General features: G+C 69.0%; 14 protein-coding genes. 9 read left to right on the top strand and 5 right to left on the bottom strand.

Annotated elements, in window-relative coordinates:
* Positions 1-3: 3 nt before the first annotated feature.
* Positions 4-2031 (bottom strand): ribonuclease catalytic domain-containing protein, encoded by a 2028-nt coding sequence (locus tag AC07VX_RS00275; protein WP_493163738.1) that lies wholly within the window; start codon positions 2029-2031, stop codon positions 4-6.
* A gap of 17 nt (positions 2032-2048) precedes the next feature.
* A complete protein-coding gene (locus AC07VX_RS00270; protein WP_493163739.1) occupies positions 2049-2639 on the bottom strand; it encodes a YqiA/YcfP family alpha/beta fold hydrolase in 591 nt (196 codons plus the stop codon).
* Between the two features lie 120 nt (positions 2640-2759).
* On the opposite strand from AC07VX_RS00270, the gene AC07VX_RS00265 reads away from it, so the two are divergent.
* Positions 2760-5417 (top strand): zinc-dependent metalloprotease, encoded by a 2658-nt coding sequence (locus tag AC07VX_RS00265; RefSeq protein ID WP_493163741.1) that lies wholly within the window; start codon positions 2760-2762, stop codon positions 5415-5417.
* Positions 5418-5502: 85 nt separating this feature from the next.
* Complete coding sequence (locus AC07VX_RS00260; protein ID WP_493163743.1) at positions 5503-5916, top strand: PaaI family thioesterase; 414 nt, start codon at positions 5503-5505, stop codon at positions 5914-5916.
* Positions 5917-5918: 2 nt separating this feature from the next.
* Here AC07VX_RS00260 and mpl read toward each other — a convergent pair whose 3' ends face one another.
* From mpl to thiD, 3 genes are read right to left on the bottom strand one after another with little or no spacing between them, the layout of a single operon-like run.
* The gene (gene mpl / locus AC07VX_RS00255; protein WP_493163745.1) at positions 5919-7289 is read right to left on the bottom strand and encodes a UDP-N-acetylmuramate:L-alanyl-gamma-D-glutamyl-meso-diaminopimelate ligase; all 1371 of its coding nucleotides are present in this window, start codon (positions 7287-7289) and stop codon (positions 5919-5921) included.
* Positions 7290-7321: 32 nt separating this feature from the next.
* Positions 7322-8608 (bottom strand): glutamate-1-semialdehyde 2,1-aminomutase, encoded by a 1287-nt coding sequence (hemL, locus tag AC07VX_RS00250; protein WP_493163746.1) that lies wholly within the window; start codon positions 8606-8608, stop codon positions 7322-7324.
* 17 nt (positions 8609-8625) lie between these two features.
* Positions 8626-9573, bottom strand: coding sequence for a bifunctional hydroxymethylpyrimidine kinase/phosphomethylpyrimidine kinase (thiD, locus tag AC07VX_RS00245; RefSeq protein ID WP_493163748.1), 948 nt, complete (start codon positions 9571-9573; stop codon positions 8626-8628).
* A 183-nt stretch (positions 9574-9756) separates the two neighbouring features.
* On the opposite strand from thiD, the gene AC07VX_RS00240 reads away from it, so the two are divergent.
* The 7 genes from AC07VX_RS00240 to AC07VX_RS00210 all read left to right on the top strand — a co-directional run bounded on the left by AC07VX_RS00240 (position 9757) and on the right by AC07VX_RS00210 (position 20796).
* Positions 9757-9909 (top strand): rubredoxin, encoded by a 153-nt coding sequence (locus AC07VX_RS00240; protein ID WP_394382488.1) that lies wholly within the window; start codon positions 9757-9759, stop codon positions 9907-9909.
* A gap of 61 nt (positions 9910-9970) precedes the next feature.
* On the top strand, positions 9971-10360 hold the full coding sequence (locus AC07VX_RS00235) for a response regulator (protein ID WP_293501545.1): 390 nt from the start codon (positions 9971-9973) through the stop codon (positions 10358-10360).
* Between the two features lie 25 nt (positions 10361-10385).
* The gene (locus AC07VX_RS00230) at positions 10386-10751 is read left to right on the top strand and encodes a response regulator (RefSeq protein WP_493163750.1); all 366 of its coding nucleotides are present in this window, start codon (positions 10386-10388) and stop codon (positions 10749-10751) included.
* Positions 10752-10757: 6 nt separating this feature from the next.
* Complete coding sequence (locus tag AC07VX_RS00225; protein ID WP_493163752.1) at positions 10758-11288, top strand: chemotaxis protein CheW; 531 nt, start codon at positions 10758-10760, stop codon at positions 11286-11288.
* Between the two features lie 73 nt (positions 11289-11361).
* Positions 11362-13731, top strand: coding sequence for a methyl-accepting chemotaxis protein (locus tag AC07VX_RS00220; protein ID WP_493163754.1), 2370 nt, complete (start codon positions 11362-11364; stop codon positions 13729-13731).
* A gap of 32 nt (positions 13732-13763) precedes the next feature.
* Positions 13764-19751 carry an Hpt domain-containing protein gene (locus AC07VX_RS00215; RefSeq protein WP_493163756.1) on the top strand — a complete coding sequence of 1996 codons (5988 nt, stop codon included), beginning with the start codon at positions 13764-13766 and terminating at the stop codon, positions 19749-19751.
* A 7-nt stretch (positions 19752-19758) separates the two neighbouring features.
* The gene (locus AC07VX_RS00210; protein WP_493163758.1) at positions 19759-20796 is read left to right on the top strand and encodes a GGDEF domain-containing protein; all 1038 of its coding nucleotides are present in this window, start codon (positions 19759-19761) and stop codon (positions 20794-20796) included.
* Positions 20797-20941 lie beyond the last annotated feature (145 nt).

Below are 20941 nucleotides of genomic sequence, written 5' to 3'. Positions count from 1 at the left end.
CGCTCAGGCTTGCGTCGCGGCCTCGGCCGCCTCGCCCTCGTTGACGTCGATGGCCAGGGCCAGCGGCGCGGCGGCGGCTTCAAGATCCTCGTCGTCAGCTTCGGTCTCGGCGTCGTGCACGGGCTCATCCAGCCGCTCGACCAGCGTGGCATGCACGTCCAGCGTCATCTCGTCCAGGCCGGTGATGCGCACCTTCACATGGCTGCCGCGCGGCAGCGGCTCGCAGCCCAGGGCCTTGAAGACCAGCGGCAGCTCGTCGGCACGCACCAGGCCCTCCTTCATGACGGTGGCGGTCAGCTCGGTCGTCGCGTTCTGCTCCAGCCAGCGCAGCGTCCAGAAGCGCTCGATGCCGTTCTGGAAGCCGTTGTAGGCGGCGTAGGCCGATTCGAAGCCCGAGATGATGGAGAAGAGCTGGGCGTCCTTGGGCTTGAAGGGGGCCACCAGCGCGGCCGTCTTGCCGTGGCGGGCGGCGGCGATGATCTGCCACTGGTTGACCAGGTCCACGTAGCGGCGCAGCGGCGAGCTGGCCCAGGTGTAGCTGGACACGCCCATGCCGGCATGCGGCAGCGCCTTGACGCCCATGCGCACTTTGATGCCGGGCGCGAGGCTGGCCTGGCTGCGGTAGATGCCGGGCAGGCCCAGCTCGGCCAGCCAGCCGCCCCAGGCCGAGTTGGCCAGGATCATGGCCTCGGCCACGATGAGGTCCAGAGAGCTGCCGCGGGCGCGCACGCTGATCTCCACCGACTCCGTGCCGTTGGGGGCTTCCATGCGCTCGCCGGCGAGGCGGAAGTTGTAGTCGGGCCGGTTGAAGTTCTCGGGCTTGCCGCGCACGACCTCGCGCTGGGCCTTCAGCTGTTTGGCCAGGCGCCAGCAGAAGGCCAGTTCCGGCGCGAAGGCGTAGTCGGCTGGCGTCTCGCCGGACAGCGAGGCGTCGGTGACGATGCCGTCGAGCTTGTCGTGGCGCAGGTTGGACGCGATGTGCACGCGCTCCAGCCTGGTTTCCCGGGTCTTGATCTCGAGCGTCGCCTCGTCCATCGTGAAATAGATGGACACGGCCGGGCAGTCGCGGCCCTCGATCAGCGTGTAGGCCTGCACCACGTCGTCGGGCAGCATGGTCAGCTTCCAGCCTGGCATGTAGACCGTGGACAGGCGCTCGCGTGCGACCTTGTCGACGGCCGAGTCGGGCGTGATGGCCAGGCCGGGAGCGGCGATGTGCACGCCGAAGACGACGGTGCCGGTGCCCAGACCCTGCACCGACAGGGCGTCGTCGATCTCGGTGGTCTGCGAGTCGTCGATGGAGAAGGCGCGAGCCGGGCTCAGCGGCAGCTCGTCCTTGATCGCAGGCGCGGTCAGCGCGGGGAAGCCGGCGCCCTTGGGGAAGTTCTCGAACAGGAAGCGCTTCCAGTGGAACTGGTAGGCGCTGGTGATGGCGCCGGCACTCTGCAGCAGGTCCAGCGGCGCCTTGTGCGAGCGCTTGCTGGCCTCGACGACGGCCTTGTACTCGGGGCCGTTCTTGTCGGGCTTGAAGAGGATCTTGTAGATCTGGTCCTGGATGGGCGCGGGGCAGCTGCCCGCCGCCAGCTCGTCGGCCCAGGTTTCGATCTGCAGCTGCTGCTGGCGCTTGCGCTCGATGCCCAGCAGCGCGGCCTTGACCGTTTCCTCGGGAGCCTTCTTGAACTGGCCCTTGCCGGCGCGGCGGAAGTAGTGCGGCGCGTCGTAGAGGCGCAGCAGGGCGGCGGCCTGCTGCACGGTGCCGGCCTTGGCGTCGAAGTAGTCTCGGGCCAGGTCGGCAAAGCCGAACTCGCCCTCGGGGGCGAATTCCCAGGCGAGGTCGAGGTCGATCTCGTCGGCTAGCTTGCGGGCCTCGGCCAGCAGCACGGCAGGCGCCGGCTGTTCGAATTTCAGCAGCACATTGGCGGACTTGACCTTGACCCGCTTGCCCGAGTCCAGCTCGACCTGCAGCGAGGCATCGGCCTCCGACATCACCCGGCCGGCGAGGAACTTCCCGGCGTCATCAAACAGCGCAAACATAAGTGGCCGATTGTCCCTTACGCCAGCAGGTGCCTGAGCAAGCTGGGCAGGTGGTTCTCGAAGTCGGTCAGGCCGTGGTCGCTGCCTTCCAGCACCTCGCCATCGCAGCCAGCGTAGCGGGCCAGCATCTCGCGCCAGTCCAGCAGTTCGTCGCCCTTGGCGATCAGTGCGTAGTAGCGCGATGCGGTCGTCAGCCGCGCTGGCGGCGTCAGCGCGGCCAGTTCGGCCACGTGCCGGGCCGTGAAGTCGAATTTCAGGTCGGGGTCGTGCCAGGCCGTCAGCGTGCCGATGTGGCGGGCCAGATCGCGCGCCGGGTCGACGGCCGGGTTCAGCACGGCGACGCGCCAGCCGCGGTGGGCATGCTGCTCGGCGAGCCACGTGGCGTAGAAGCCGCCGAGCGAGCTGCCGATGACGGCCGCGCCTTCGGCCGGCCAGTCGGCCACGAGGCCGGCGACGAGGGCCATGGCATCCAGCGGAGAGGGGGGCAGCTGCGGGCAGGCGAAGACGAGGCCGGGTTGCGCTGCCGCCCATTCGGCCATGCGGCGCGCCTTGGCCGAAGCCGGCGAGGAGCGGAATCCGTGCAGGTAGAGCAGATGCGTGAGGGCCATGACGGAAGTTTTTTGCGTGAATTGGTGCGCCGGCGACGGGGGTGGGCGCCGATTGACGCGAGTGTCGCCGCCCGCCACAGTGCCGCCTTTTCGTTTCCTTCGGTCACACCCATGATCCCGATGCACCGTACCGCCCTGGCTGCCGCCGCGCTGATCGCGCTTGCCGGCCTGGCGCAAGCCCAGACCCCCGCAGCTCCGGCCGCCGCCGCTTCGGCGCCCGCCGCCCGCCCGCCCGTCGATCCGACGGCCCCCAAGCCCTTTGCCGACGTCATCAAGGGCGCCAAGGAGCAGCCCGGCCTGTTCCCGATCTGGCGCAAGGACGAGAAGGTCTGGATCGAGATCCCCAAGGAGGCCTTCAACAAGCCCTTCCTGTTCAGCGTCAACGTCGCCAACGCCGTGGGCGAACGCGGCCTGTACGCCAGCCAGATGCTGGGCGACGAGATGGCCGAGTGGCGCCGTATCGGCAACCAGGTGCAGCTGATCGCGCTGAACACCAAGTTCCGCACCGACAACCCCTCCAGCAAGCTGGCCATCGAGCAGGCCTTCTCGCCCAGCCTGATCGCCGGCACGCCGGTGGCCAGTGCCGAGCATCCGGACCGCAAGTCGGTGCTGGTGGACGCCAGCGGCCTGCTGCTGGGCGACATCCCCGGCTACTCCACCCGCCTGGAGATGGTCTACCGCCTGCCCTTCGCGCCGGACCGCGCCAACTCCTTCATCGAGGCCACGCGCGCCGACACGCAGATCTCCACGCTGACCTCGCGCGTGCACTTCGCCACGCCGCGCATCCCCGCGCCGCCGCTGGTGCCGCTGCCCGTCCCCGTGCCCACGCCGCCCCAGGCCACGCCGGACCCGCGCTCGATGTTCTTCAGCTTCGTCTACAGCTTCCGCGCGCTGCCGGAGCAGCCGGCCGCCGTGCGCCATGCCGACCCGCGCCTGGGTCATTTCATGGAGGCCTACGCCGACTTCGGCGACGACCTCAAGGCCAACCCGCGCGTGCACATGATCGCCCGCTGGCGCCTGGAGAAGAAGGATCCGGCCGCCGCGCTGTCCGAGCCCAAGCAGCCCATCGTCTACTGGATGGACAAGAACATCCCCACCAAGTACCGGGCCGCGGTCAAGGCCGGCATCGAGGAGTGGAACAAGGCCTTCGAGAAGATCGGCTTCAAGGACGCCGTGCAGGCCAGGCAGCAGCCCGACGACGCCGACTGGGACAACATGGACTCGACGCACGCGTCCATTCGCTGGTTCACCGGCGCCGACGTCGGCTTCGCCATCGGCCCGAGCAACAAGGACCCGCGCACAGGCGAAATCCTCGACGCCGACATCGGCATGAGCGACGTCTTCGGCCGCGGCTCGCGCCGTCTGGCGACGGACGACGTGCTGGGCTTCCACGCCCAGCACGACCACGCCGCTAGTGCCTGGATGGGCGAGCGCAGCCTGCGCCTGTCCGAGCAGCAGTGCAGCTACATGGCCGACCAGGCCAACGAGCTCGGCTTCGCGCTGGACCTGCTCGCCCTGCGCGACGGCATGGATATGAACGGCCCCGAGGCCGAGGCCCTGGCCCAGGCGGTCATCAAGGACGTGGTCATGCACGAGGTCGGCCACACGCTGGGCCTGAAGCACAACTTCCGCTCGTCCACGACCGTCACGCAGGCCCAGCTCAAGGACAAGGCCTACACCGAGGCGCACGGCATCTCCAACTCGGTGATGGACTACAACGCCTACAACCTGCCCCTCAAGGGCGAGCCCAAGGCAAGCCTGACCAACACCACGCTGGGCGCCTACGACTACTGGGCCATCGAGTACGCCTACAAGCCCATCGCGGCGGACCAGGAAGCGGCCGAGCTCGCCAAGATCGCCGCGCGCTCCACCGAGCCGCAGCTGGCCTATGGTGACGACATCGACCAGGGTGTCGGCGGCCCCTACGACGGCTTCGACCCGCGCACCAACCAGCGCGACCTGGGCGACGACCCGCTGGCCTACGCCAAGAAGCGCCTCAAGCTCAGCCAGGAGCTGTGGGAACGCGTGCAGGCCCGCCCGGCCAATGTGGGCGACGACCCGCAGCGCAACCGCCGCTCCATCTTCGAGAGCTTCCGCCAGCTGGGCATGACGGCCAACAACGTCAGCAAGTACGTCGGCGGCCTGCATGCCGAGCGCACGGTGCCGGGCGTCTCGACGGGCCCAGCCTTCAAGCCGGTGGACAACGCCCAGCAGCGCGAGGCTCTGCGCTTCATCGCCGCCGGCCTGCTGTCCAGCGACTCGTTCAAGTTCAAGCCCGAGTTCCTCGTCACTCAGACGGTGGACTACAACGAGTGGGACCGTGGCCTGCCGCTGTCCATCCCGGACGCCGTGGCCGCGCTGCAGGGCCGCGTGCTGGACCGCCTGCTGTCACCCAACACGGCGCGCCGTCTCATCGAGCAGGGCAACTATCTGCCCGAGGCCCAGCGCAAGGGCGCGGTGTCGCTCAGCGAGGTCTACGGCACGCTGCAGGGCGCCGTCTTCAGCGAGCTGAAGACCGGGGCCGAGATCGACCGCATGCGCCGCAGCCTGCAGCGCGAGTACCTGCGCCGCCTGCAGGGCCAGCTGAACCGCTCGACGAACGGCGCGACGGTCTATGCCGACGCCTTCGCCATGGCCCGCTTCCACGCGACACAGCTCGCCAATGACCTGCGCGCGGCATCAAGCAAGCCGGGCCTGACGGTCGAGACGCGCGCGCATCTGGCGGAGACGCTGGACCTGCTGAACTCGATGCTGAAGGCATCGCTGGTGCGCAGCTGATCGGGCTTCGCGCTTCGTCAAAGGGCCGGCTTCATGCCGGCCTTTTTTGTTGTCTTAGCATGGCCGCCGCTTCAAGAGATCCGCGATGTCAACCTCCGACCAACTCAATCAATTCGGTGCCCGGAACCTTCCGGGCTATCTGGGCATCGTCATCACCGAGGTGCTGCCCGGCGAGATCCATGCCGAGCTGGTGGTGCGGCCCGAGCTGATGGCACCCAACGGCTTCCTGCATGCGGGCAGTGTCGTCACGCTGGCCGACACCTGCGCAGGCTATGGCTGCGTGAACAGCCTGCCCGAAGGCGCGGTCGGCTTCACGACGGTGGAGCTGAAGTCCAACCACCTCGGCACGGCGCGCGAGGGTACGGTGGCTTGCGTGGCCAAGGCGGTGCATCTGGGCCGCACGACGCAGGTGTGGGATGCGGTGGTGACCAACAAGGACACCGGCAAGACCATGGCCTTGTTCAGGTGTACGCAGATGGTGCTGTACGGGAAGGGCTGACCTCAGCCGGCCCGGGCGGCCAAGCTTTGCAACAGCTTTTCGTGAATGCCGCCAAAGCCGCCGTTGCTCATGCACAGCAGGTGGTCGCCGGGCTTGGCTGCCTTGACGACGGCCTTCACCAGTTCATCCACGTCGGCGCCGACGACGGCCTGGGCACCCATCGGCGCCAGCGCATCCCTCGCATCCCAGCTCAGGCCCTGCTGGTTGCAGAAGGCCAGGTCCGCTTCCTCCAGCGCCCAGGGCAACTGGGCCTTCATCGTGCCCAGCTTCATCGTGTTGGAGCGCGGCTCGAAGATGGCGAGGATGCGTTCGGCCGGCGCGATGCGGCGGCGCAGGCCGTTGATGGTGGTGCGGATGGCCGTCGGGTGATGGGCGAAGTCGTCATACACCTTGATGCCGCGCGCCTCGCCGCGCAGCTCCATACGGCGGCGCACGTTCTGGAACTCGGTGAGCGCCGCGGCTGACTGCTCGGGCGTCACGCCCACATGCTCGGCTGCGGCGATGGCAGCCAGCGCGTTGAGCTGGTTGTGCTCGCCGATCAGGTTCCACTCGACGCGAGCGACCTTCAGGCTGCCGCGCAGCACGTCGAAGGCCTGGGGTTCGCCGCGGGCGCGCAGCATGCCGGCTTCTTCCTTCTTGGCGCCGAAGCGCTGCACCTCGCTCCAGCAGCCGCGCGCGATGACGCGCTGCAGGGCTTCCTCGCGGGCATTGACGACGAGGCGGCCGCTGGCGGGCACGGTGCGCACCAGGTGATGGAACTGGGTCTCGATGGTGGCCAGGTCCGGGAAGATGTCGGCGTGGTCGTGTTCGAGGTTGTTCAGGATGGCCGTGCGCGGGCGGTAGTGGACGAACTTGCTGCGCTTGTCGAAGAAGGCGGTGTCGTACTCGTCGGCTTCAATCACGAAGGCTTTGCCCTCGCCGAGGCGCGCCGATACACCGAAGTTCTGCGGCACGCCGCCCACCAGGAAACCGGGCTTGAGGCCCGCGTGCTCCAGGATCCAGGCCAGCATCGATGTCGTCGTCGTCTTGCCATGCGTGCCGGCCACGGCCAGCACATGGCGGCCTTGCAGCACATGCTCGGCCAGCCACTGCGGGCCAGAGGTGTAGGGCAAGCCGGCGTCGAGGATGGCTTCCATCAGCGGGAAGCGCTCGCCGCGCGTGACGACATTGCCGATGACGAAGACGTCGGGATGGAGCTCCAGCTGCTCGGCGCCGAAGCCGGTGATGAGCTCGATGCCCAGCGCTTCCAGCTGGGTGCTCATCGGCGGGTAGACGTTGGCGTCGCAGCCGGTGACCTTGTGGCCGGCCTCGCGCGCCAACGCCGCGAGGCCGCCCATGAAGGTGCCGCAGATGCCGAGGATGTGGAGATGCATGGCGGGGTCGCCCCCGCAGGGGCGTCGGAAGATCAGCGCAAGGCGGTGCGCGCGGCCGCGAGGGTGGCGTCGAGGTCGGCGGGGCTGTGCGCCGCCGAGACGAAGCCCGCCTCGTACAAGGCCGGAGCAAGATAGATGCCGGCATCCAGCATCGCGTGGAAGAAGCGGTTGAAGCGCTCCTTGTCCGTCGTCATGACGGTGCTGTAGTTCTGCGGCAGCTCGGGCAGCAGGAAGAAGCCGAACATGCCGCCTTCGCAGTCGGCGCTGAAGGGCACGCCGTTATCGGCGGCGACGGTCTTCAGCCCATCGACGAGCTGGCGCGTCCTGGCGGACAGCGCCTCGAAGAAGCCGGGCTTCTGGATCTCGCGCAGCGTCGCCAGGCCGCAGGCCGTGGCCACCGGGTTGCCCGACAGTGTGCCGGCCTGGTAGACGCCACCCAGCGGCGCCAGATGCTGCATCACCTCGCGCCTGGCGCCGAAGGCCGCCAGCGGCATGCCGCCGCCGATGACTTTGCCGAAGACGGAGATGTCGGGGGCAAAGCCGGGGATGAGCTTGGCGTAGTGCGCCTGAGCCGAGCCGAGCCCGACACGGAAACCCGTCATCACCTCGTCCAGCACCAGCAGGGCGCCGTGCTGGGTGCACAGGCGGCGCATGGCGCTCATGAAGGCCATCGACGAGCGCACGAAGTTCATGTTGCCGGCGATGGGCTCGACGATGACGCAGGCCAGCTCGTGGCCGTGCTGCGCGAAGGCGGCTTCGAGCTGCTCGACGTTGTTGTATTCGAGGACGACCGTGTCGGCCGCCGCGCCGGGCGTGACGCCGGCGCTGGTCGGGTGGCCGAAGGTGGCCAGGCCCGAGCCGGCCTTCACAAGCAGGGCGTCGGTGTGGCCGTGGTAGCAGCCCTCGAACTTGATGAACTTGGGCCGGCCGGTGGCGCCGCGCGCCAGGCGGATGGCGCTCATCGTGGCCTCGGTGCCCGAGCTGACCAGGCGCACCTGGTCCATGCTCGGTACGAGCTTGAGGATCTCCTCGGCCAGCTCGATCTCACGCTCCGTCGGCGCGCCGAAGGAGAAGCCTTCGATGGCGGCCTTCTGCACGGCCTCCAGCACGGCCGGGTGGCCATGGCCCAGGATCATCGGACCCCAGGAGCCGATGTAGTCCACATAACGCTTGCCTTCGGCGTCATAGATGTAGGCGCCTTCGCCGCGGGCAATGAAGCGCGGCGTGCCGCCGACGGCGCGGAAGGCACGCACGGGCGAGTTCACGCCACCGGGAATGACGCGCGAGGCACGCTCGAAGAGCTCTGAATTGCTGGCCATGGAACGAGATCAGGAAATTAGTGCATCCGGCGCGGCGTCTTGGGCGGCTGCTCGGGTTCGGGTTCGGGCTCGAAGTCGGCCGGCTCGCCGCCTTCCTCGTCCGCCGCGGGCAGGGCCCAGAAAAAGCGGTCGGGGATGACGTTGCCCATGCCGGGGCGGAAGCCCGCGTCGAGGGACTGGTCCAGGAAGGACAGAGCCTCGCTGACGGCCGAGTGCAGCTCGGCGCCCACCGACAGCAGGGCAGCCAAAGCCGCGGACAGCGTGTCGCCGGCGCCGACGAAGGCGGTCTCGAATCGCTCGAACTTCTCGCCGGTGATGGGGCCCTGGGAATTGGCCAGCACGTTGTCCACGTACTGGTTGGGCAGCTGGATGCCCGTCACCAGCACATGCTGGGCACCCGCCTGGGCCGCCGCCACGGCCAGCTCGCGGGCCGAGGGGGCGCGCTCGTTGTCCCAGTCGGGCAGCAGGAAGTCGGTCATGGTCTTGTGGTTGCCCACCAGAACCGCCGTCTGCGGCAGCACCAGCTCGCGCAGCGCGTCCAGATACTGTTGCTGTTCGTCCTCGTCGATCCAGGCGACCGAGGGCAGATAGGTAACCAAAGGTACGTCAGGGTAGTCGCTCAGCACCTCGGCGACGGCGCTGACCGCCTCGGCGTTGCCGAGGAAGCCGACCTTCCAGGCCGTGATGGGCACGTCTTCCAGGATGTGGCGCGCCTGCTCGGCGACGGTGTCGGCGTCCAGACTCTCGTGCTCGAAGGTCTCGGCCGTGTCGCGCAGCACCACGGCCGTGACGACGGGCAGGCAATGCGCGCCCATGGCCGCGATGGTGGCGATGTCGCCCGCCAGGCCGCCTGCGCCGGAGGCGTCGCTGGCGTTGAAGCTCAGCACGCAGGCGGGCGGCGGGCTTTCCTGTTCGGCTTGGGGGGCATCGACCTCGGGGTCGGCGGGAGGGGGTGTTGGGCTCATGGGGAGGTCATGGCAGAGCGCGGTCAAAGAGCTGCCGCAAAGCGTGGAGTCTGCCGCTAAATGGGCGCTTCCGAGGCCCTGGGCACAGGCGTTTGCCCTCAGCATTGCGCTCCCGGGCCCTGGCTAGAATGATTTGATTGTAGTGAGCAAACCCTGAGCACCGTGAGCGAACCCAGTACCTGGATGTGCCTGATCTGTGGATGGATCTACGACGAAGCAACAGGCGATCCCGACCACGGCATCGCGCCTGGCACGGCCTGGGCCGATGTCGACATGAATTGGACCTGCCCCGACTGCGGCGCGCGCAAAGAGGATTTCGAGATGGTGCGCATCTGACTCGGCCTCACCGACTGCCGACAGGGCCTGGCCCCGAGCTGAAGTTCCGAGGAGACGACGTTTGAACGAGCAAGTTTCCGGTGCAGGTCCCACCCGCATCCTGGTCATCGACGACAGCAACACCATCCGCCGTAGCGCGGAGATCTTCCTGAAGCAGGGCGGCCATGAGGTGGCCCTGGCCGAGGATGGCTTCGATGCGCTGGCCAAGCTGGGCGACTTTCATCCCGATCTCGTGTTCTGCGACATCCTGATGCCGAGGCTGGACGGCTATCAGACCTGCGCCATCATCAAGCGCAACCCGCAGTTCTCGGGAGTGCCGGTGATCATGCTGTCGTCGAAAGACGGCCTCTTCGACAAAGCCCGCGGGCGCATGGTGGGCTCGCAGGACTATCTGACCAAGCCTTTCACCAAGGATCAGCTGCTTCAGGCGGTGCTGCAGCACCGGCCGTGACGAGCACCTACCGAGAGACAAAGCCATGAGCATTCAAAACATCCTGCTGGTTGACGATTCCAAGACCGAGCTGCACGCGTTGTCGGAAATGCTGGGCAAGCGCGGTTTCAACGTCCGCACCGCGGAGAACGCCGAGGAGGCCATGAAGCGCCTGGCCGAAGCCAAGCCCGACCTGATCCTGATGGACGTCGTGATGCCCGGCCAGAACGGCTTCCAGTTGACCCGCGCCATCACGCGCGATGAGCGCTATGCCGGCGTGCCCATCATCATGTGCACGAGCAAGGGTCAGGAGACCGACAAGGTCTGGGGCATGCGCCAGGGCGCCAGCGACTACGTCGTCAAGCCTGTCAAGGCCGAAGAGCTGCTGGCCAAGATCAAGGCCCTGGGCTGATCCGGCATGGCGAACAAGACGGCACTCCGTGAGCTCCAGCAGCGCCTTGCCGAGCGCATGCAGGCGGCGCGCGAGCAGACGCTCGTTGCGAACTGGCTGGCCGTGGAGTGCGCCGGCGTCGGCCTGTTGTTCTCGCTGAAGCAGGCCAGCGAGATCTTCGCGCCCGTGCCGATCAAGCCCGTGCCCTATGCCAAGCCCTGGCTGGCCGGCGTGGCCAACCTGCGGGGCGGTCTGTTCACCGTGGTCGACCTGGCCGTGTACCTGGGCCTGCGGGATCCTGCCCCCGGCCGCGCCGTGAGCGCCCAGAGCCGCCTGGTCTCCCTGGGCAGCGACCTGAACCTGAACTGTGCGCTGCTCGTGGACCGGCTGGCCGGCCTGCGCAGCGACGAGCAACTTCCGCTCGCGCCGCAGCAGCCCGCCGGGCCGCTGCCGCGCTTTGCCGGAGCGCTGCGCCGCGACGAGGCGGGCCGCAACTGGCAAGAGATCAATCTCGAAGCATTGGCGCGGCAGGAGAACTTCCTGCACATCGTCGCGTGATGCATTCATCCGTTTTCGAGCTCCGGTCCGCGCCTGCGTGCGGACATCACAAACACTGAAGGACGAGGGTGAGATGAGCCTGCTGGACAAAATCAGGGGAAAGTCCGAAGCCGATGAGCTGCCTCCGCCGCCGGAGGGTGTCGACACGACCATCGACTCGCGCACCGGTGCCGCTTTCGACGCCACCCGCAACGCCGACTCCACCCTCGCCGGTGTCGAGATCCCTGCGCGCACCGAGATCTACCCCCGCACGGAGGCTCCGTCCATCATCTCGCCGGCCGTGCCGACCGAGCCGGGCCCTAACAGCGAGTTCCCGCCCAGCAGCACGATGAGCTTTGCGCCGACGACGCAGGCCGCGGACCCCACCCAGCTGCCGCCGCCGGCCGCCACCGGCGCGGAGAAGCTGACCGAGCTCTTCGGCCGCCACCGCCAGCGCGTGTTGACCGGCTTGGTCGTGCTGGGCTTCGTCGGTACCTTCGCCTCAGTCAGCCTGGTGTTGGCCAGTTCCAACCGCAGCGCCGCCCAGGTGCGCGCCGCCGGCCAGGCGCTGATGCACTCGCAGCGCATGGCCAAATCCGTGTCCGCTGCTCTGGTCGGCAACCCGGCCGCCTTCGCCGAACTGCGCGAGTCGGTCAGCACGTTGAGCGGCGTCGTCAACAACCTGCGCACCGGCGAAGGTGAGCTGGCCGTCGCGCCGGCTGCTGTGCAGCCATCGCTGGATGCCATCAAGCCGCTGGTCGAACGCGCCGAGAAGAACGGCAAGGTCGTGCAGGCCCAGGAAAAGATCCTGACCCAGGTGGGTCAGGCCCTGCGCGCCATCAACCGCCAATCCAGCGACCTGCTGGAAAGCGCCGAGGCTGTGTCCTCGCAAGCCCTGCAGATCGGCTCCTCGGCGGGTGAAGTCTCCGCGGTCGGCCAGCTCGTCATGCTGACCCAGCGTATCGGCAAGAGCGCCAACGAATTCCTGACGCAGGAAGGCGTGAGTCCTGAGGCCGTGTTCCTGCTGGGCAAGGACTTGAACTCCTTCAAGCTCATCACCGAGGCCCTGATCAGCGGCAGCCCCGAGCTGCGCCTGAACGCCGCGCGCGATCCGCAGCTGAAGGAACGCCTGCAGACCCTGCTCAAGCAGTACGAGCAGACCCGCACGCAGGCCTCTGCCATTCTGGGCAACCTACAAGGCCTGGTGTCGGCGCGTGAAGCCCAGACGGCCATCCTGAACGACTCGGAACCGCTGCGCAAAGGCCTGGAGCAGACCGCGGCCGACCTGGAGAAGTCCGGTGGCGCCGGTTTCGGCCTCATCCTGCTGATGGTGCTGTCGCTGGCCGCCCTGGTGGGTGGCGCCTTCGGTTTCCTGCGCCTGTACCTGGCCGACCAGGCCCGCCGCGCGGAACTCGCCGAAGCCCAGAAGCGCGAAGCCGAAGCCCAGGAGCAGGAAGCCAAGCGCGTCAACGACGCCAACCAGGCCGCCATTCTGCGGCTGATGAACGAACTGGCCAGCGTCGCTGAAGGCGACCTGACGCAGCAGGCGACGGTGACGGAAGACATCACCGGCGCCATCGCCGACTCGGTGAACTACACGGTGGAGGAGCTGCGCAATCTGGTCGGGCAGGTGCAGGCCACGGCAGCCCGCGTGACGGACACGACCGGCGCGGTGGACCAGACCTCCACCGACCTGCTGGCTGCGTCCAAGGAACAGCTGCACGAGATCCGCGCCACTGGCGAGGCCGTGCTGGGCATGGCGGGCCGAATCACCGAGGTGTCCGCGCAGGCGCAGACGACCGCCGAGGTGGCGCGCCAGAGCCGTCAGGCCGCCGAGCAGGGTCTCTCCGCGATGCAGAACAACATCGCCGGTATGAACGCCATCCGCGACTCCATCCAGGAGACCTCCAAGCGCATCAAGCGACTGGGCGAGTCGTCGCAGGAAATCGGCGAGATCACGGAGCTGATCTCGGACATTACGGAACAGACGAACGTGCTGGCCCTGAACGCCGCCATCCAGGCGGCGTCCGCCGGCGAAGCCGGTCGCGGCTTCTCGGTGGTGGCGGAAGAAGTGCAGCGGCTGGCCGAACGCTCCGGCGACGCGACGCGGCGAATCGCCGCGCTGGTCAAGACCATTCAGACCGACACCCACGACGCCGTGGCCGCCATGGAGCGCTCGACGCGCGGCGTGGTGGAAGGTACGCAACTGTCCGACGCGGCCGGCAAGGCGCTGGAAGACATCGACAGCGTGTCGCGCCAGCTGGACAACCTGATCGGACAGATCTCGAACCAGGCGCAGCAGGAAGCCGCGCACGCCAACGACGTGGCCTCCAACATTCAGCACATCTTCGCGGTGACCGAGCAGACCTCGGAGGGCACGCGCTCCACTGCCCAGATGGTGCATGAGCTGTCGCGCTCCGCCGAGGCGCTGCGCACCTCCGTGTCCCGATTCAAGGTCGCTTGATCACCAGCCGCACCGAGCAAGAAAGCCCAGGCATGGACAGCTCCCTGCGAGACTCCGAACTCCCGGCCGACCTCAGCCCACTGGCGTGGGTGCAGGAGGAATTGCGCCGCTCCCTGGAGTCGGTGCACAAGACCCTGCGCCGCCTCGTGCGCGAGGGCAGCGACAACCGCCTCAGCGCCTTCGGCGGTGACGCGCAGCCGAGCCTGCCGTTGCAGCAGGCGGCGGCGCAGCTGCACCAGGTCAGCGGCGTGCTGTCGCTCGTCGGCCTGCCGGCCGGCGCCAGCGTGCTGCGCGCCGCCGAGGCGGCCGTGACGCGCCTGGCCGGACACCCTCTGGAGGTCGAGGCCAGCACCGTCGACACCATCGAGCGTGCCGACTTCGCGCTGCTGGCCTATGTCGCCCGCCTGCTGGCCGGCAACAAGACCTCGTCGCTGTCGCTCTACCCGAGCTATCGCGACCTGCAGCAGCTCAATGGGGCCGAGCGCATCCACCCCGCGGATCTCTGGCAGTTCGACTGGTCGTGGCGCAGCATCTCGCCCGAGGCGGGGGTGCTGCCGCGCTCGCCCGAGGCCGTGCGTGCGCCCTTCGAGGCGGCGCTGCTGCGTCACATGCGCGAGCCCAGCTCCGCACACGCGGCCAACCTGTCCGGCCTGTGCGCGGGCCTGGCGGCCACGCTGCCTGCGGGTAGCTCGCGCACGCTGTGGCAGCTCGCCGCCGCCGTCTTCGAGGGCCAGGCCCTGAAGCTGCTCGGCAGCGATGCCTACACCAAGCGCCTGGGCTCCAAGCTGCTGCACGAGTTGCGCCTCGTCGGCCAGGGTGACCAGGCCGATCCGGCGCGCGAACGCCTCGCCCAGGACCTGTTGTTCTTCTGCGCCCAGTGCCGCGTCACCAAGGGCGCCGGTCCGCGCCTGACGGCCGTGCACGAGGCCTACCGCCTGAGTGACGAGCAGGCCGGCGACTACGAGGATGCCAGCCTCGGCCGCATCGACCCTGCCTGGGTGGCCCAGGCCAAGCGCCGCGTGCTCGCGGCCAAGGAGAGCTGGTCCAGCGCGGCCGAGGGCGATCAGCATCGCCTGACGGGCCTGGACGAGCAGTTCGCCGCCCTGGCCGAATCCCTGACCCGCCTCTTCCCCAGCGGCGAGGTGCTGGCGCAGACGCTGCAGCGCGCCGTCGTCGCGACGCTGCGTTCGCGCACCACGCCGCCGCCCGCGCTGGCGATGGAAGTCGCCACCAGCCTGCTTTATGTGGAGGCCGCGCTGGAAGACGCCGCCTTCGATCAGCCCGAGCAGGCCGATCGTGTGCGCCGCCTCGCCCGCCGTGTCGAGGCCGTGGCCCATGGCCAGGCGGCCGAGCCGCTGGAAGACTGGATGGAGGACCTGTATCGCCGGGTCTCCGATCGCCAGACACTGGGCAGCGTCGTCCATGAGCTGCGCGCCAGCCTGTCGGAAGTCGAGAAGCAGTGCGACGAGTATTTCCGCAGCCCGGCCCAGCGCGAGCTGCTCATCCCCGTGCCGGGCCAGTTGCAGGCCATGCGCGGCGTGCTCAGCGTGCTGGGCCTGGATCAGGCCGCCCACGCCACGGTGCGCATGCGCGACGAGGTCGACGGCTTGGCCAACACCGAGATCGACTTCAACCGCCCCGGCGCGCGTGACGTCTTCGAGCGCCTGGCCAACAACCTCGGCGCCCTAGGTTTCCTCATCGACATGCTCAGCGTCCAGCCCCAGCTGGCCAAGCGCATGTTCCAGTTCGACGAGACGACCGGCCGCCTGGACGCCGTCATGGGCCGCCGCGAAGGCGCCGTAGAGCTGCCCGACTTCGAGGCCAGCGGCTTTCATGTCGAGCTCGAACCCGAGGCTCGGGCCCCGTCCCCGGCCCCGGCCTTCGATGCCACCCAGCCGCTGCGCGTCGACCTCGGTGCGCTGGACCTGCCCGACCTCAGTCTGCCCGATCTCGACCTGTCGCAGCCCGTCGTGGCCGCACCGGCCCCGGTCGCCGCACCAACGCCACCAGCGCCCGTGCCTGCGCCCAGCGTTGCCGACGACCCGGAGATGCGCGAGATCTTCCTGGAGGAAGCCGACGAGGTCATCGGCAACGCCCGCGCGGCGCTCGCCGAGCTGCGCGAGCAGCCGGCCGACCATGCACAGCTGACGGTCGTGCGCCGCGCCTTCCACACGCTCAAGGGCAGTGCCCGCATGGTCGGCCTGGACGCCTTCGGCGAAGGCGCCTGGGCCTGTGAGCAGCTCTACAACGCCCGCCTGGCCGAAGCCACGCCGCAGGCCGACAAGGCCCTGCTCGGCTTCACGACCGAGGCGCTGGACTATTTCGCCCACTGGCGCAACCAGATCGCTGGTGCCGAGCCGGGCAGCAGCCTGCCCGATCCGTTGCGCCGCAGTGCCGATGCCTTGCGCCTGCAGGGTGAGTGGCTGCCTCTGAACGCGCCCGCGCAGGGCGCCGAAGACATGGACCTGGTGCTGGACGCCACGGCCCTGCCCGAGGCCGTCGAGCGCGGCCCCGAGGTCATGGCGGAGCCGGCGCCCGAGGTCATCATCGCCGCACTGCCCGCCGAGATGGAGGACCGGCCCCCGCTGGAGCCGGACTTCCTGCTCGACCTGGGCGAGCCGGCCGTCGAGGCCGCGCTGCCGGTGCCCGAAGTGACGCTGGATCTCGAAGCCATCGAGTTGCCCGACGAGGTTCCCGCGGGCTTCGAAGTCGCCCACGCGCCGACCGAGCCCCTGCCCCTGCCCGAGCCTCCGCAGGAGGAGCCGACGCTGGCCAATTTCGGCGTCGTGCTGAACCTGGACGAGCCCGAGCTGATCGAGGTCGCCGCGCCGGTCGAGCCTGCAGTCGAACCGCCCGCCAAGCCCGAGGAGGTCACGCTGACCCTGCCCAGGCTGGTTGTCGACAACGAGGCTGAACCGGCGGAGCCGGAGCCCGAGATGGCGGATCCGGACGAGGGCTTCAAGGTCATCGGCCCGCTGCGCATCAGCATCGCGCTGTTCAACATTTTCCTGAACGAGGCGGACGAGCTGTCGCGCAAGCTGTCCATCGGCCTGGCCGAATGGGCGGCCGAACTCAGCGAGCCCGTGCCGCAGAGCTGCGAAGTGCAGGCCCATGCCCTGGCCGGCAACGCGGCGACGGTCGGTTACGAGGACCTGTCAGCGCTGGCCCGTGCGCTGGAGCACGCCCTGGAGCGCGCGCAACGCGCCGTGCGCTACGAGGAGGCCGATGCCGAGCTCTTCGTGCGCGCCGCCGACGACATCCGTCGCCTGCTGCACCAGTTCGCCGCCGGCTTCCTGAAGTCCAACGACGCCGACGTCATCGAGCGCCTGCATGCCTACGAGCCGCAGGAGGAGTCCTTCACCGCAGCCGCCGGGCTGGATGAGGCGCTGCCGTTGCCCGTCCGGCACGACACGGGCGCGGGCGAACTGCCCGAGGCGCTCATCGATGTCGCGGTGACCGAGGTGGTCGAGCCTGCGCCCGAGCCGGTGTCCGCCGTCGAGCCCGAGCCGTTGCCCGAACCCGTTCTCGCCGCCGCTGCCGAGCCGACGCCCGAGCCTGTCGCGGCCGTCGCAGAGGTGGAGCCCGAGCCCGGCCTGCCCGACAACATCGAGCCCGACCTCTATCCGATCTTCGAAGAGGAAGGCCGCGACCTGCTGCAGCAGCTGCATGCTGCGCTGCGCGACTGGCTGGTCCATCCGGCCGAGCTGGGCCGTTCCGACGCCTGCATGCGGGCCCTGCACACCTTCAAGGGTGGCGCCCGTCTTGCCGGCGCGATGAGCCTGGGTGAGCAAGCCCACAACCTGGAGTCCGCCATCGAGGCGCTGCTGCGTGCCGGCAGCGCCGACTTCGGCCAGGTCCAGACGCTGCAGCATGAGGGCGACGCGCTCGAGCACGCCTTCGAGGAGCTGGGCCGCAGCCTGATGGCGCCGGCGCCTGCAGCCCATGCCGTCGTGGCCCCGCCGCCGCCGGTGCCGGAAGCGATTCCCGCCGCCAGCCTGCCCGCCGAGGCGTCTGCGCCCCTGCCCGCGGAGGCACCGGCACAGCCCGTGCCGACGGCGGCGGCCATCGACAGACCTGCCGAACCCGTCCGCGAAATCGACTGGAGCCGTTTCACCGATACCGCCGAGATCGCCGCCGGCAGCGACAACCTGGCCATCGGCCAGGCGCTGGTGCGCGTGCGCGGCAGCCTGCTGGAGCGCATGGCCACGCAGGCCGGCGAGGTCAGCATCCGGCGCGCGCGCATGGAGTCCGAGCTCGCCCAGATGAAGAGCGCCCTGCTCGATCTGGACGACAACCTGGAGCGCCTGCGCGCCCAGCTGCGCGAGCTGGAACTGCAGGCCGAAGCCCAGATGCACATCCAGCAGGAGATGGCGCAGCAGGGCGGCCGCGAGTTCGACCCGCTGGAGTTTGACCGCTATACCCGCTTCCAGGAGCTGACCCGCATGCTGGCCGAGTCGGTCGGCGACGTGGCCACGCTGCAGCGCACGCTGGGCCGCAACGTCCAGACCGGCGAAGACGAGCTGGCCGCGCAGTCGCGGCTGACGCGCGAGCTGCAGGACGATCTGCTGCGCACACGCCTGGTCGATTTCGACAGCATCGGCGAGCGCATGCACCGCGTCGTTCGCCAGGCGGCGCGCGACAGCGGCAAGCAGGTCAAGCTGGAGATCACCGGCGGCCAGACCGAGCTGGACCGCTCGGTGCTGGAGCGCACGGCGGGCGCCTTCGAGCACCTGCTGCGCAACAGCGTCGCCCATGGCATCGAGACGCCCGAGGTGCGTGCCGCGGCCGGCAAGGACCCGGTCGGCACGCTGCGCATCGAGGTCAGCCAGCATGGCAACGAAGTGCTGCTGAACTTCTCCGACAACGGTGCCGGCCTCAACCTCACCCGCATCCGTGAGCGCGGCCTGCAGCTCGGACTGATCTCGCCCGATGCCGAACCGGACGATGCCCAGCTCAAGCGCCTGATCTTCGCGCCGGGCTTCTCCACGGCCAGCCAGATCACCGAACTCAGCGGCCGCGGCATCGGCATGGATGTCGTACGCGCCGAGGTCGGCACGCTGGGCGGCAGCATCGAGACTTCGTCGACGGCCGGCCAGGGCACCAGCTTCCTGCTGCGTCTGCCGCTGACCACCGCACTGACGCAGATCGTGCTGCTCAAGAGCGCCGATCAGGTCGTCGCCGTGCCGGCGGCACTGATGCAGTCGGTGCAGCGCGTACCGGTCGAGGCGGTCGAGGCCGCCTACGCCACCGGCAAGCTGCAGCATGGCGGTGTCGAGATGCCGTTCTACTGGCTGGGCGGGCTGCTCGGCCACGCGGGGCGTGGCCACACGCATGGCCGTCATGCCCACGTCGTGCTGGTGCGCAGCGCCCAGGCGTCGCTGGCCCTGCACGTGGACGAAGTCATCGGCAACCAGGAAGTCGTCGTCAAGAACCTCGGCGCCCAGCTCAACCGCGTGCCGGGCCTGGCTGGCATCAGCCTGCTGGCTTCGGGCGACGTGGCGCTGATCTACAACGTCGTCGCGCTGGCCGACTGGTACGGCGTGGACGCCCAGGCACGCCTGGCCGCGGCCCATGCCCAGGCGCAGTCGTCGACGCAGATGCCGGCGCAGACCGCGCCGGTCGTCGAGACGGTATCGCAGGCGCCGCTGGTGCTGGTGGTCGACGATTCGCTGACGGTGCGCCGCGTGACGCAGCGCTTCCTGGAGCGCGTCGGCCTGCGCGTCATGCTGGCCAAGGACGGCCTGGATGCGATGGAGAAGCTCTCCGGCGACGAACTGCCGTCCGTCGTGCTGTCGGACATCGAGATGCCGCGCATGGACGGCTTCGACCTGGTGCGCAACATGCGCGCCGACTCGCGCCTGGCCGGTCTGCCCGTCATCATGATCACCTCGCGCATCGCCCAGAAGCACCGTGACTACGCGGCCCAGCTCGGCGTGGATCACTACCTCGGCAAGCCCTACGATGAGGAATACCTGCTCGGACTGATCCGGCAGTACACCCATCGGGCCGTGGCCGCCTGAGCACGTCATGTCCCAGGTTGTCGACCATCTCGCCGAGCTGACCGGCTTCCGTGACCGTGACGTCATGGACGTCACGCTGGTCATGGCGCTGCGCGACCTGCTGGAGCCGGAGTCGGTCGCGATCTACCGCAGCGTCGGCGAGCCCGGCTATGAGCGCTGGCTGACCCGTGCCCATCTGCGCGCCGGCGACGCCGTCGCCTCGGCCGATCCGCTGTGGGCCAAGCCCGAGGCGCTGCCGTTGGTGACTTCGCACCCGCTGCGCCTGGAGGCGATGCGCAGCCGCAGCGTCACGCAGGTGGCCCAGGGCGGGCAGTGGCTCTACCTCTTCCCGATCGCGACGGACCGCGACGTCGTCGGCGTCATCGAGATCCTGTCCACGCGCCGCCTGGGTACGGGGGCGCAGCGCATGGTTAGCAGCGTGCTGCGGATCTATCACAACTTCCAGGGGCTGCTCGACTACTCCGAGCGCGACACGCTGACCGGCCTGCTCAACCGCAAGACCTTCGACGAGAGCTTCCTGAAGGTGCTCTCGGACATCCCGGCCAGGCACGACCTCAAGTACGAGGCCGAGGACCGCCGCCACGAGACGGCCACGCCGCACTATGTGCTGGGCGTCATCGACATCGACCATTTCAAGTCCGTCAACGACCGCTTCGGCCACCTGATCGGCGACGAGGTGCTGCTGCTGCTGTCGCGGCTGATGCGCGGCTCGTTCCGCTTCCACGACCTGCTCTACCGCTTCGGCGGCGAGGAGTTTGTCGTGCTGATGCGCTGCGACGAGGAAATCCACGCCGGCGAGGCCTTCGAGCGGCTGCGCCTGAACACCGAGCGCTACGCCTTCCCCCAGGTGGGCCGCATCACGGTCAGCATCGGCTTCACCGAAGTGCGCGCCGGCGACGCCCCGGCGGGGGCTTTCGAGCGCGCCGACAAAGCCGTCTATCACGCCAAGGCGCATGGCCGCAACCAGGTCCACAACTACGCGGCCCTGGTCGCCAGCGGCGCGATCCAGGAATCGACCCAGCTGAGCGACGTCGAGCTGTTCTGACACCGGCGGGGCTAACACGTTCGTTGCACGCGGCAAGACCGGACTTGACTTTTCCGCGCCGCCACTCATAGCCTAGCGCTCAATCGCCCGACTGGTGCGCCATAGACGCCGGCGAGCGGCCCGAGTATGGGGTGGTGTGGGCTTT

The sequence above is a fragment of the Roseateles sp. GW821-FHT03B02 genome, from assembly GCF_059421025.1.
Note: the sequence above shows the minus strand (reverse complement) of the source record. Positions and strands in the feature narration are given on the sequence as shown.

Excerpts from the sequence above, each read along its gene's own strand:
- AC07VX_RS00275 (WP_493163738.1), bottom strand. The coding sequence starts at position 2,031 with ATGTTTGCGCTGTTTGATGACGCCGGGAAGTTCCTCGCCGGCCGGGTG.
- hemL (WP_493163746.1), bottom strand. The coding sequence starts at position 8,608 with ATGGCCAGCAATTCAGAGCTCTTCGAGCGTGCCTCGCGCGTCATTCCC.
- AC07VX_RS00220 (WP_493163754.1), top strand. The coding sequence starts at position 11,362 with ATGAGCCTGCTGGACAAAATCAGGGGAAAGTCCGAAGCCGATGAGCTG.
- AC07VX_RS00265 (WP_493163741.1), top strand. The coding sequence starts at position 2,760 with ATGCACCGTACCGCCCTGGCTGCCGCCGCGCTGATCGCGCTTGCCGGC.
- mpl (WP_493163745.1), bottom strand. The coding sequence starts at position 7,289 with ATGCATCTCCACATCCTCGGCATCTGCGGCACCTTCATGGGCGGCCTC.
- AC07VX_RS00260 (WP_493163743.1), top strand. The coding sequence starts at position 5,503 with ATGTCAACCTCCGACCAACTCAATCAATTCGGTGCCCGGAACCTTCCG.
- AC07VX_RS00215 (WP_493163756.1), top strand. The coding sequence starts at position 13,764 with ATGGACAGCTCCCTGCGAGACTCCGAACTCCCGGCCGACCTCAGCCCA.
- AC07VX_RS00240 (WP_394382488.1), top strand. The coding sequence starts at position 9,757 with ATGTGCCTGATCTGTGGATGGATCTACGACGAAGCAACAGGCGATCCC.
- AC07VX_RS00225 (WP_493163752.1), top strand. The coding sequence starts at position 10,758 with ATGGCGAACAAGACGGCACTCCGTGAGCTCCAGCAGCGCCTTGCCGAG.
- AC07VX_RS00210 (WP_493163758.1), top strand. The coding sequence starts at position 19,759 with ATGTCCCAGGTTGTCGACCATCTCGCCGAGCTGACCGGCTTCCGTGAC.
- AC07VX_RS00270 (WP_493163739.1), bottom strand. The coding sequence starts at position 2,639 with ATGGCCCTCACGCATCTGCTCTACCTGCACGGATTCCGCTCCTCGCCG.
- thiD (WP_493163748.1), bottom strand. The coding sequence starts at position 9,573 with ATGAGCCCAACACCCCCTCCCGCCGACCCCGAGGTCGATGCCCCCCAA.
- AC07VX_RS00230 (WP_493163750.1), top strand. The coding sequence starts at position 10,386 with ATGAGCATTCAAAACATCCTGCTGGTTGACGATTCCAAGACCGAGCTG.